A 13061-nucleotide genomic window follows, 5' to 3' on the forward strand; every position below is an offset into this window, starting at 1 on the left:
CTAATCTATACCATATACAGCTGATTTACCGAGTTCCTCCTCAATCCGGATCAGCTGATTGTATTTTGCGGTTCTTTCACTTCTCGCCGGAGCACCGGTTTTTATCTGCCCACAGTTCATGGCTACTGCAAGATCTGCAATAAACGTATCCTCTGTTTCTCCTGAACGATGTGATATCACAGATGAATACCCTGCTTTATGAGCTGTCTCAACTGCATCCATTGCTTCTGTCAGCGTTCCGATCTGGTTTACCTTCACAAGAATTGAATTTGCAATTCCATCTTCAATTCCGTTTAACAAACGCTTTTTATTTGTAACAAACAGATCGTCTCCTACAAGCTGTATCTGTTTTCCAAGTCTGTATGTCAGAACCTTCCATCCGTTCATATCATTTTCATCCAGTCCGTCCTCAATTGAATAAATCGGATATCTGGTAACAAGGTCCTCATAAAATTGTACCATTTCCTCTGAATTTCTTCGGATCTCTTTTCCGGTCATTCTCGACTCTCCCGGGAAGATATACCGGTCAGATGCTACATCATATAATTCAGATGCAGCTGCATCCATTGCTATCTGCACATCCACGCCGGGATTATATCCGGCTTTTGCGATTGCTTCCACAAGAAGATTTAATACATCATATGTCGTTGCCAGATTCGGCGCAAAACCTCCCTCATCCCCGACACCTGTACTTAAATTTCTGATATTTAATTCTATCTTTAATGTATGATAGATCTCACAGGCAATCTCCATTGCTTCCCGAAAGGATTCTGCCCCAACCGGAGCGATCATAAATTCCTGAAAATCTACTGTATTATCGGCATGTCTTCCTCCATTTAATATATTCATCATCGGAACAGGAAGTCTTTTTGCATTAACACCTCCCAAATACCTGTAAAGCGGCATTCCAAGTGCCATCGAAGCCGCCTTTGCGCAGGCCAGAGACACACTGAGCATTGCATTTGCACCATAACGTGTCTTATTGTCCGTTCCATCTGCTTCTATCATGATCCTGTCGATCTCGTTCTGTCTTGAAACATCCATACCGATCAACTTATCTGCAATTCTGTTATTTACATTATTACATGCCCCATATACGCCTTGTCCCATATATCGTTTCTCTCCATCACGGAGTTCATGTGCTTCATACTGTCCGGTTGATGCACCGGATGGAACCATTGCCCGGCCTTTACATCCACATGCCAGTGTAACATCTGTTTCAACTGTCGGATTTCCTCTTGAATCAAGTATTTCTCTTGCTTTAATTTCAATTATTTCCAATCTGTTCATATGATTCTCCATTCTGCCTTTCTATCCGTACAATTATTGGCAATTTTTATTCTTTTATAGTATTCACACTTTTTATCAAAGTATTCATCTTATAACGAATCGGATTTCATATGATGTAAACAGATCGTAGAAACTCTATATGATCTTAATAAAATGTTTTTATCTGACAAAAAACTTTCCTGCAATAAAAAAATACCTGTCGGAGAAATCATCTGTTACCATGATCCTCCGACGGGTATTTTCAATTCATTCTTATTCTGATACATGAATACGAATAATGTAGAATATCAATCATTTTTATTCTTCTGCTTTTACTGTCGGTTCTACATCAGATGTACAATACATACACTTTGTAGCCTTAACATCAATGTCACCATAACAATATGGACATTTTCTTGTTAAAGGTGCCGCAGCTTCCTCTTTCTTACCGAGAGATAACAGCTTTTTTATTCCCTTCATCAGAAGGAAAATGATAAACGCCATGATGATGAAGTTGATCACTGCTGTAATGAAAGAACCATAATCAATATACTGATCTCCCAGCAGATGAATCTTACCCTGTACTTCAGCACCACCGATGCATCCAATGATCGGATTGATAAAACAGTCTGTCAGCGACGTTACCAGTCCTGAAAATGCACCACCGATGATAACGCCGATCGCCATATCCAGAACATTTCCCTTTAATGCAAATTCTTTAAACTCCTGAAAAAATTTCTTCATTTATTTGTACGTTCCTATTTTTTATTTCTTAATAAGCAGTGATTTACCTGTCATTTCCTTTGGCTGTGGAAGCTCCATGATCTCAAGAAGTGTAGGTGCGATATCTGCAAGACATCCACCTTCTCTTAAACCATAGCTCTCATCATAGTTTACAAGTACAAATGGTACCGGGTTTGTTGTATGAGCTGTATGTGGCTCACCGGTCTCATAATTGATCATCTGCTCTGCATTACCGTGATCTGCACAGATAAATAATACACCATCTGCCTTCTTAACTGCTTCTACTGCCTTTCCTACGCAAGCATCAACAGTCTCTACAGCCTTGATCGCTGCCGGAATAACACCTGTATGACCTACCATATCAGGATTTGCAAAGTTAATAATGATCACATCGTATTTATCAGAACCGATAGCATCCACCAGCTTCTCACATACTTCCGGAGCACTCATCTCAGGCTGAAGATCGTAGGTTGCAACAGCAGGGGATTTTACAAGGATTCTGTCTTCACCCTTATTTGGTTCTTCTACACCGCCATTAAAGAAGAAAGTAACATGTGCATACTTCTCTGTCTCTGCAAGACGAACCTGTGTCTTGCCATTTGCTGCAAGATACTCACCAAATGTATTGTCGATTTCTTCTTTCTTAAATGCAACAATCTTGTTTGGTATAGACTCATCATAATCTTTGAAGCATACATATACCAGTGGGAATCTTCCGTTTGGTCTGTTAAAGCCATCAAAATCATCACAGCAGAATGCTCTGGTGATCTCTCTTGCTCTGTCTGGTCTAAAGTTAAAGAAAATAACCGAATCATTTGGCTTTACAAGTGATACCGGCTTACCATTCTCTGTAATAACGGTAGGAAGGATAAACTCATCATATACTTCTTTGTCATAAGATGCCTGTACTGCAGCAACAGGATCTTCTGCCTGTACACCCTCACCTGTTACAAGTGACTTGTACGCAAGTTCAACACGATCCCATCTGTTATCACGATCCATAGCATAATAACGACCGGATAGAGAAGCGACCTTACCTACGCCGATCTTCTTCATCTCTGCAATCAATTCCTCTAAAAATCCTTTTCCTGATGCAGGAGCAGTATCTCTACCATCAAAGAACGGATGAACATATACATTTTCAAAATTCTGTTTCTTACACAACTCAAGGATCGCATACAAATGTGTATTATGGCTGTGTACACCACCACTTGATAATAATCCCCATACATGAAGATCAGAATTGTTCTTCTTGCAGTTCTCGATAGCTTCTAACATTTCTGCATTATCAAAGAATTCACCATCCTGAATGGACTTTGTAATTCTGGTTAATTCCTGATATATAATTCTTCCTGCACCGATATTCATATGACCAACCTCAGAGTTACCCATCTGTCCGTCCGGAAGTCCAACTGCAAGACCGGAAGCAGCCCCCTTTACATAAGGATACTCAGCCTTTAGCTTATCCATAACAGGAGTATTTGCAAGTGCGATCGCATTGCCTTCTGTCTTATCACTAATTCCATAACCATCAAGTACCATTAAAACTACAGGTTTTTTACTCATTGTTATTCTCCTTCTACTTTTTCTTTTTACCAGTATCCGTCGCTTCTATCATCGCTTCATACTGATTTGATATCTCATCTATTCCTCCAATGGCTTTTAACGTGCCATGGTCAAGGATCATTGCCCGATCACAGATTCTTCGAACCTGTGCAAGAGAATGAGAAACAAATAAAACGGTTGTTCCACCCTCCATAAGCTGCATGATCTTAGCCTCACTCTTTTTTCGGAACTTTGCATCTCCTACGGATAACACTTCATCCAGGATTAAAATATCCGGATTCGCAATCGTTGCAATCGAAAATCCAAGTTTGGACTTCATACCGGATGAATAATTCTTGATCGGCACATCGATAAATTTCCCAAGCTCGGAAAATTCTACGATCTCATCATATTTTTCTTCCAGATATCCCTTTGTATATCCAAGAACAGTTCCATATAAAAATATATTTTCTTTACCGGTGTACTGCTGGTCAAAGCCTGCCCCAAGCTCCAACAGAGGCACCACTTTCCCATGACGGATCACTTTACCTTCCGTTGGTTTATAAACGCCGGAAATAACCTTTAACAGCGTACTCTTTCCAGCACCGTTTAATCCAAGGATTCCCATTCGTTCACCCTTGTTCATTGTAAAACTGACATTCCTTAAAGACCAGAATTCATCATAACTGATCTGATGTTTAATAGATTTAATAATATATTCTTTTATATTATCAACCTTTTCACTGCTCAGGTTGAATTTCATACTGACATTATCAACAATAAGTGCTTCTTTACCCATTCCTGTCCCCTTAAATATGAAGAATAAATTTATCCTGTTTCTTATAGAACGTGTATGTTCCGATTATAATAGCAACTATCGAAAAAATAAATGCATACAGCATATAATTCCAATTCAATGGATCACCCATCACACATGCACGGAAATTGTGTATAACACAATATAATGGATTATACTTTAACAGCCAGGAATATCCACTTTTTAACAAACGCGTCGGATAATAGAAAATCGCACATGTATACATAATGATCATTAGAAATACATCCCACAGATATTCCATATCCCGGAAAAATACCGTAACAGTTGCTAGGATCATTCCAACACCGAATGTCATAAGCAGCAGAATCAACAACGGGATAAACATCAGAAGTATCTGCAGCTTCGGCACATGATGACAAAAAACAAATAATGGTATCATTACTAATAATGATATCATAAAAATTATAAAATTAAAAAGAACCGATGACATTGGATACAGATACTTTGGTACATATACCTTTTTAATCATACCGGCATTTGCACGAATTGCCTTGGAACATGCCTTTGTTCCACTGCTAAAAAACGAATACAACAAACGTCCGCTTAAAATATAAAGCGGGAATAACTTATTTTTGTTGTCAAACAATGTTCCGAATACAACAGTTAATACTGCTGTTGTCATCAACGGTTCCAGCAAGGACCATAAAATACCAAGATACGAACGTCTGTATTTTAATTTGATTCCCTTCTTTACCAGTTCAGCAAGCAGATATCTTCTGCTCCAGAATGTCTTTAAATATTCCATATTTACATCCTTTTTCTTTTAATTTGTTCAAAAATCGTTTGAATTATATCACAGTTAAACATAATCGTCAACGAAGTATAGATTGCCGGGATGTACAAAAACCATTGTATGAATCTATTCATTTAGCACGAATTACCAATTAAAATAAAAATACCGCAAAATACACAGTGCACATTTTGTCGTCATCTGGTATTTTACGGTATCTTTATTGCATTAACTTTGTATATTTCAAATATATGAGTTACAAAAATTACTGCAAAATTAATTACTTATTGTAATTTACAATCTTTCCAAAGTCAGCCTTCAGTGAAGCACCACCTACAAGACCACCATCAATATCAGGCTTTGCAAGAAGCTCTGCTGCGTTACCGGCGTTCATAGATCCACCATACTGGATTCTTACAGCTTCTGCTGTGTCTGTATCATATACTTCAGCGATGCAGTCACGGATTGCCTTACATACTTCCTGTGCCTGATCGGATGTAGCTGTCTTGCCTGTTCCGATAGCCCAGATCGGCTCGTAAGCGATTACCATGCTCTTAACCTGATCTGCTGTGATATCTTTCAGATCACTCTTGATCTGAAGGCGGATGAAGTCAAGTGTGATACCCATTTCTCTCTGCTCTAATGACTCACCACAGCAAAGGATAGGTGTAAGGCCTGCTTCAAATGCCTTCTTAACTTTCTTATTTAAGAGACAGTCACACTCTTTGAAGTAGTCACGACGCTCTGAATGTCCGATGATGACATACTTAACACCGGCATCAACTAACATTTCTGCTGAAATCTCACCTGTGTATGCACCCTTTTCTTCGAAGTACATATTCTCAGCACCAACTTCTACATTTGTGCCCTTAACAGCTTCTACTACAGGTACAATATCAATTGCAGGTACGCAGTATACAACATCTACGTCGTCATTTGCAACTAATGGCTTTAACTCTTCACATAATTTTACAGCCTGGCTTGGAGTCATGTTCATCTTCCAGTTACCAGCGATGATTTTCTTTCTTGACATGTCTTTTATCTCCTTGAAAATATTATTTTCATTATCTGCATATTTTTCCATCCGATTCAGATGGAGCATGTACATAATTTATTTGTCGTTTGCAGCAGCAACGCCCGGAAGTTCCTTACCCTCTAAGAATTCAAGGGAAGCTCCACCACCTGTTGAGATGTGGCTCATCTTAGAACCATATCCTAACTGGTTAACAGCAGCAGCAGAATCACCACCACCGATGATAGTTGTAGCATCTGTCTCAGCAAGAGCAGCAGCTACAGCCTTTGTACCGGCAGCAAGTGTAGGATTCTCGAATACACCCATAGGTCCGTTCCATACAACTGTCTTAGCTGTCTTAACAGCATCTGCATATAATTTGATTGTCTTAGGTCCGATATCACAGCCCTCTTTGTCTGCTGACATCTTGTCTGCATCAAAGATCTCTGTCTCAACCGGAGCATCGATCGGATTAGGGAAATCGTCGATCATAACGGAATCAACCGGAAGTAATAACTTCTTACCAAGCTTCTCAGCCTTTTCCATCATTTCCTTACAGTAGTCGATCTTAGACTCGTCAACTAATGATTTACCGATCTCATATCCCTTTGCCTTTAAGAATGTATACGCCATACCACCACCGATGATCAGTGTATCGCACTTCTCAAGTAAGTTAGAGATAACATTTAACTTGTCTGCAACTTTTGCTCCACCAAGGATAGCTACGAATGGTCTTACCGGATTCTCTACCGCATTTCCAAGGAAGTCGATCTCCTTCTGCATTAAGTATCCAACAACTGCTGTATCAACAAGACCTGCAACACCTACATTTGAGCAGTGTGCTCTGTGAGCTGTACCAAATGCATCATTTACAAATACATCACAGATAGAAGCAAGATCCTTAGAGAATGCTTCACCGTTCTTTGTCTCTTCCGGTCTGAAACGTGTGTTCTCAAGTAAGATAACTTCGCCATCTTTCATAGCTGCTACAGCTTCTCTTACCTTTGGTCCAACAACTTCAGGCTCAGCAACAAACTTAACTTCCTGTCCAAGAAGCTCTGAAAGTCTTACCGCAACCGGTGCAAGAGTCTTTGTCTTCTTGTCTTCTTCTGTCTTAACCTTGCCAAGGTGTGAGCAAAGAATAACCTTTCCACCATCAGCAATTAATTTCTTGATTGTAGGAAGTGCTGCTACAAGACGATTCTCGTCTGTGATCTTACCTTCCTTTAATGGTACATTAAAGTCACATCTGCAAAGGACACGCTGTCCCTTTACATTAATATCATCTACTGATTTTTTGTTTAATGACATTACTATTAAACCTCCTGATTTTTATACTTTTATCTTCATATTTGTACAGAGTGCAAATACATCTCCGTAAAAGAAATATAGGGTCCGGTCCATGAAGACCGGACCCCTTGTAAGGTCAAATTAATTACTACAATTTGTCAGTCAATTATGCTAACTCTGCGAAGTACTTAATTGTTCTAACCATCTGGCTTGTGTATGAGTTCTCATTATCATACCATGATACAACCTGAACCTCATATAAGTCATCAGCGATCTTTGATACCATTGTCTGAGTTGAATCAAATAATGAACCATATCTCATACCGATTACATCTGATGAAACGATAGGATCTGTGTTGTAACCGAATGACTCTGATGCAGCAGCCTTCATTGCAGCGTTGATTCCATCAACTGTTACGTCAGCACCCTTAACAACTGCTGTAAGGATTGTTGTTGAACCTGTTGGAACTGGAACTCTCTGAGCTGATCCGATTAACTTACCATTTAACTCTGGGATAACAAGACCGATAGCCTTAGCAGCACCTGTTGAGTTAGGAACGATATTAGCAGCACCTGCTCTTGCTCTTCTTAAGTCGCCCTTTCTGTGTGGTCCGTCAAGAATCATCTGATCGCCTGTGTAAGCGTGGATTGTTGACATGATACCTGACTGGATTGGAGCATAATCATTAAGAGCCTTAGCCATTGGTGCAAGACAGTTTGTTGTACATGAAGCAGCTGAGATGATCTGATCATCTGCTGTTAATGTATCCTGGTTAACTGAGAATACGATAGTCTTAAGATCATTTCCTGCTGGAGCTGAGATAACAACCTTCTTAGCACCTGCATTGATATGAGCCATTGACTTTTCCTTTGAGCAGTAGAAACCAGTACACTCAAGAACTACGTCAACACCGATCTTACCCCAAGGAAGATTGTTTGCATCTGCTTCCTTGTAGATTGTAAGTGTCTTACCATCAACTGTGATTGTGTTAGCCTCATCATCAGCTGAAACTGTATGAAGGTTCTCACCAATCTTACCACAGTAACCACCCTGTGCTGTATCGTACTTGAGAAGATCTGCAAGCATTGAAGGCTTTGTTAAATCGTTGATTGCAACAACTTCATATCCTTCTGCTCCGAACATCTGTCTGAATGCGAGACGACCAATACGTCCAAAACCATTGATTGCTACTTTTACTGCCATTTTTTATTCCTCCTAAGTTTTGAATAATAAAAGTATTTATAATATACTGCAAAGCGCAGTAATTAATCGTGCTATTCACACAACAAAATCATACCTAATTTGTGTGTAAATTTCAAGTCTTTCTCAAAAAAAAATTGTCCAATTCACGCAAAAATAAACAAACACTATATTGCAAAATGTACAAAGAATCAACTTTTTATGATATTTTCATATTTATTGCAACCATTAAACCCGTATTTCGAGATATTTCACACATGATTCTTGTGTTACCAATATATGCTTCTTTTGTATGATTTCTTCTTATCTTCGGCTCTTCTTCACTATTTTTTCAGTCCCTGTAGCTGTGTTTTATTTTCTAACGTGCTATAATAACATTAATTTTCACAACATCTGCAGTCAACAGGAGGTTTTACATATGAAGCTTTGCGATCATCATTTACATTCCGGATTCTCCGATGATTCTGAAACAGGACTTACAGATATTGCTGAACAGGCAATTCATCTTGGTATGTCTGAGATCTGCATTACAGATCATCATGATATTGATTATCCAAAAGACGAGGAAGGCCATACCTTTCTGTTAGATACAGACCGATATATTTCTGCTGTAAGAAAGTTGCAGGAACAGTACAAAGACAAACTTACGATCCACCTCGGCATCGAACTCGGTCTGATGTCTCATATCGCAGACAAGATCATTGCTTACACAGATAAATATCATGATTTTGACTTTATTATAGGGTCCTCTCATCTTGTATATGGCAAAGATCCCTACTATCCCGCTTACTATGAAGGACGTTCGGAAAAAGAAGCACTACTGGAATATTTTGAATCCATTCTTGCAAATGTGCAGACCTTTGATAATTATTCCATATACGGCCATCTGGACTATGCCGTCCGTTATTGTCCATCCGGCGAAGCAGCCTTCCGCTTTTCTGATTATGCAGATGTCTTTGAAGCAATTCTGAAAACAATCATCGAACATGGGAAGGGCATCGAGATCAATACCGGAAGCCTGTATAAAAACATGACTTATGCACATCCTCATCCGTCTATTCTTAAACTCTACAAGGAGTTAGGTGGTGAGATCATCACTGTCGGAAGCGATGCACATATTCCAAAATACATTGGCTATGACTTTGAAACCTATGCCAGAGACATTCTGACCGCCACAGGTTTCCGCTATTACTGCACCTTTAAGCAGATGAAGCCTGTATTCCATAAATTATAAAGTGACGCTGGTGTGGATGCTATTACAAAAAATCTTGCTGTTCTACCACATATTCACTATTATGGAGCAAGCCTTGTCCGAGGCCGGTACTTAGCAAGCCACTTTGTGGCGAGCTTAGAACCGCTGCACGAGGACTAGAACGGAAGTGTCTTGCGTAATAATAGGTGAGTATGTGGCAGAACAATAATAATTTTTTAAATAATAGCATCCACACCAGCGTCATTTTTATTCCTATCGTATGATCTCTTTTATTGTACCGCCTCCGACAATATGGTCATCTTCATAAAAGACAACCGCCTGTCCTTTGGTCGCTGCCCGGACCGGTTCATCAAATACAACCCGGACCCTGTCAGCATCCAACATGTAGATCCTGCATGGCGCGCCCTTATGTGCATACCGGATCTTTCCGATCACCTGCATCCCATCTTCCGGCCGCTCGACAGACATAAAGTTCGTTTTATCTGCGATCAGTTCTTTTGAAAATGTATCTGCATTTTCTCCGATCACCACTTCATTTGTCTCCGGGATAATATCCACAACAAATACCGGGTGTCCCATTGCAAGTCCAAGTCCCTTCCGTTGTCCGATCGTATAATGGATTATACCTTTATGTGTACCAAGGACTTTTCCATTCATATCTACAAAATTTCCAGGTACTGCCTTTAAGCCCTCTTCCCGTTCCAGATATCCGGCATAATCACCATCCGGTACAAAACAGATATCCTGACTGTCCGGTTTATTTGCTACCTGGATACCGATATCTGCGGCAATCTGCCGGATCTGTGTCTTATTATATTCCCCAACCGGCATCAACGTCTTTGATAACTGATCCTGTGTCAGATTATAAAGTGCATAGGTCTGATCCTTCTCGATTCCTTTTGCCACGCGTAAGGTATATCTGCCACTTGAAAGCTGTTCCACTCTAGCATAATGTCCGGTAGCAATATAGTCTCCACCGATACTTAAAGACCTTCTTAACAGTGACTCCCATTTTACATACCGGTTGCATGCGATACATGGATTCGGAGTTCTTCCGTTCCGGTATTCATCTACAAAATAGTCAATGACGTATTTTCGGAAATCCTCTTTAAAGTTCATTACATAATAAGGAATCTCAAGCTGTGCAGCTACTCTTCTCGCATCATCTACCGCCGACAAGCCACAGCAGCCGCCATACTCACTGATCTGATCTGCATCCTCATCCTGCCAGATCTGCATAGTCACACCAATCACGTTATATCCCTGTTCTTTTAAAAGATATGCGGCTACAGAAGAATCCACGCCTCCTGACATACCGACACATACTGTCTTTTTATCCATCTTATCTTCCTTCCTGCAATTCCTGCTTGCAGTATAGAACCGGATTTCTCCGGCTGTCAAGTATACAAATACTGTTTAATCTTCCAGTTCTCTCACCATCCGGTCTTCAATATCCTGTACCGGTCTTACAAGTCCCGGAATCTTGATTCCATGTTTTTCTGCATAGTCCCACAAAGCTGCATGCAGTGTTTCTTCTGCAAGCAGGGAACAATGTTCTTTTTCCGGCGGAAGCCCATCCAATGCTTCCATAACTGCTTTATTTGTAAGCTTCATTGCCTCAGCAACTGTTTTTCCTTTGATCATCTCCGTTGCCATGGAACTGGATGCTACTGCAGCTCCACACCCATAGGTCTTAAATTTGCAGTCTATGATCACCTGTTCCTCATTAATCTTCAGATACAACCGCATCATATCCCCGCATTTAGCATTTCCAACCGTACCGACACCGGAGGCATCCTCAATCTCTCCGACATTTCTTGGATTCTGGAAATGATCGATCACTTTATCACTGTACATATCTTTCTCCTTCACACTTGGGGCGTTTTATCTCACGCATTTCACAATTGCATTCTTATATTCACTCCGACCGAATCTGATCTTTCATTTCTAACAATCTTACTGTATATGATTTTTCTTGACAAAATCCTCATATAAAGGTGACATATTCCGAAGATTTGTAATGATCCGTTTCAGATTATCGACAACCATATCCATTTCTTCTTTCGTATTCTCATATCCAAGGGTTAGCCTCAGAGAACCGTGCGCAATCTCATGCGGAAGTCCGATCGCAAGCAACACATGAGAAGGATCAACAGAACCCGATGTGCAGGCAGAGCCACTGGATGCACAGATACCCGCCATATCTAGCATGATCAGAATGGATTCTCCCTCCACGAACTGAAAGCTGATATTGACATTATTTGGCAGTCGTTTCTTTGAATGTCCATTCAGTCTGGTATACGGGATTTCCTTCAATATCCGTTCGATCAGATAATCTCTGAGCTCCGTCTCCTTTTTCATCCGTTCTTCCATTTCTGCCATTGCGATCTCACACGCTTTTGCAATACCTACGATTCCCGGTACATTTTCTGTACCGGCTCTGCGTCCTCGCTCCTGCTGGCCACCATGAATAAAGCTCTTTAACTTTAAGCCTTTTTTGATATATAAAAAACCAATTCCCTTTGGTCCGTTAAACTTATGTCCGCTCGCACTTAACATATCAATATTCATTTCATCTGCGCGAATCGGGATCTGTCCAAATGCCTGAACTGCATCCGTATGAAACAAAATACCGTGTCTGTGTGCGATCTCTCCAATTTCTTTTATTGGTTCAATCGTTCCAATCTCATTATTTGCAAACATGATCGAGATCAGAAAGGTGTCCGGCCGGATGGCTGCCTCAAGTATATTCAGATCAACCAATCCATTTTCATCTACATCCAGATACGTTACATCATACCCTCTATTCTCCAGATACTTACAGGTATGCAGGATCGCATGATGCTCAATCTTAGTCGTAATGATATGTCCCCCATGTACTCCATAGGCTTCTGCCGTACATTTTAACGCCCAGTTATCGGACTCAGACCCACCTGCCGTAAAATAAATTTCTTCCGGTTTTGCACCAAGAACTCCGGCTATCGTCTCTCTTGCCTCTGTCAATTTATTTTTATTATTTGCCGCAAATCCATAAACACTGGACGGATTTCCGAATTTATCTGTAAAATATGGCAGCATTTCTTTTAAAACATCCGGATGAACTGCCGTTGTTGCCGCATGATCAAGATAGATCAAATCACTCATTTCTTTTCCTTCTTTCTGATTCTTTATGTACTATAGCTATATCCTGAACCATCATTTTCTACAGATCATTTATAA

12 protein-coding genes are annotated in these 13061 nt (G+C 40.1%); 1 reads left to right on the top strand and 11 read right to left on the bottom strand.

Annotated elements, in window-relative coordinates:
* The 8 genes from eno to gap all read right to left on the bottom strand — a co-directional run bounded on the left by eno (position 1) and on the right by gap (position 8632).
* A complete protein-coding gene (gene eno / locus GT641_RS02490; protein ID WP_165853051.1) occupies positions 1-1290 on the bottom strand; it encodes a phosphopyruvate hydratase in 1290 nt (429 codons plus the stop codon).
* Positions 1291-1587: 297 nt separating this feature from the next.
* Positions 1588-2013, bottom strand: a complete 426-nt coding sequence (gene mscL / locus GT641_RS02495; RefSeq protein WP_161116748.1) for a large conductance mechanosensitive channel protein MscL — start codon at positions 2011-2013, stop codon at positions 1588-1590.
* A 21-nt stretch (positions 2014-2034) separates the two neighbouring features.
* On the bottom strand, positions 2035-3579 hold the full coding sequence (gpmI, locus tag GT641_RS02500; RefSeq protein ID WP_008400728.1) for a 2,3-bisphosphoglycerate-independent phosphoglycerate mutase: 1545 nt from the start codon (positions 3577-3579) through the stop codon (positions 2035-2037).
* A 13-nt stretch (positions 3580-3592) separates the two neighbouring features.
* Positions 3593-4357 carry an ABC transporter ATP-binding protein gene (locus GT641_RS02505; protein ID WP_008400727.1) on the bottom strand — a complete coding sequence of 255 codons (765 nt, stop codon included), beginning with the start codon at positions 4355-4357 and terminating at the stop codon, positions 3593-3595.
* Positions 4358-4367: 10 nt separating this feature from the next.
* The gene (locus GT641_RS02510; protein ID WP_008400726.1) at positions 4368-5141 is read right to left on the bottom strand and encodes an ABC transporter permease; all 774 of its coding nucleotides are present in this window, start codon (positions 5139-5141) and stop codon (positions 4368-4370) included.
* Positions 5142-5406: 265 nt separating this feature from the next.
* Positions 5407-6159: a triose-phosphate isomerase gene (gene tpiA, locus GT641_RS13100; protein WP_044945023.1), complete on the bottom strand. Its 753-nt coding sequence runs from the start codon at positions 6157-6159 to the stop codon at positions 5407-5409.
* A gap of 78 nt (positions 6160-6237) precedes the next feature.
* The gene (locus GT641_RS13105; protein WP_008400723.1) at positions 6238-7449 is read right to left on the bottom strand and encodes a phosphoglycerate kinase; all 1212 of its coding nucleotides are present in this window, start codon (positions 7447-7449) and stop codon (positions 6238-6240) included.
* 145 nt (positions 7450-7594) lie between these two features.
* On the bottom strand, positions 7595-8632 hold the full coding sequence (gene gap / locus GT641_RS02525) for a type I glyceraldehyde-3-phosphate dehydrogenase (RefSeq protein ID WP_004852921.1): 1038 nt from the start codon (positions 8630-8632) through the stop codon (positions 7595-7597).
* Positions 8633-9047: 415 nt separating this feature from the next.
* On the opposite strand from gap, the gene GT641_RS02530 reads away from it, so the two are divergent.
* A complete protein-coding gene (locus tag GT641_RS02530; RefSeq protein WP_161116749.1) occupies positions 9048-9863 on the top strand; it encodes a histidinol-phosphatase HisJ family protein in 816 nt (271 codons plus the stop codon).
* A gap of 231 nt (positions 9864-10094) precedes the next feature.
* On the opposite strand, the gene mnmA is transcribed toward GT641_RS02530, so the two are convergent.
* From mnmA to nifS, 3 genes are all read right to left on the bottom strand, one after another.
* Positions 10095-11183 carry a tRNA 2-thiouridine(34) synthase MnmA gene (mnmA, locus tag GT641_RS02535; protein WP_161116750.1) on the bottom strand — a complete coding sequence of 363 codons (1089 nt, stop codon included), beginning with the start codon at positions 11181-11183 and terminating at the stop codon, positions 10095-10097.
* 75 nt (positions 11184-11258) lie between these two features.
* Entirely contained in the window at positions 11259-11699 is a 441-nt protein-coding gene (gene nifU, locus GT641_RS02540; RefSeq protein ID WP_119963526.1) for a Fe-S cluster assembly scaffold protein NifU, read from the bottom strand.
* Positions 11700-11798: 99 nt separating this feature from the next.
* Positions 11799-12986: a cysteine desulfurase NifS gene (nifS, locus tag GT641_RS02545; protein ID WP_161116751.1), complete on the bottom strand. Its 1188-nt coding sequence runs from the start codon at positions 12984-12986 to the stop codon at positions 11799-11801.
* Between the last annotated feature and the right edge of the window lie 75 nt (positions 12987-13061).

The sequence above is a fragment of the Clostridium sp. BIOML-A1 genome, assembly GCF_009874105.1.
Lineage (GTDB): Bacteria > Bacillota > Clostridia > Lachnospirales > Lachnospiraceae > Coprococcus.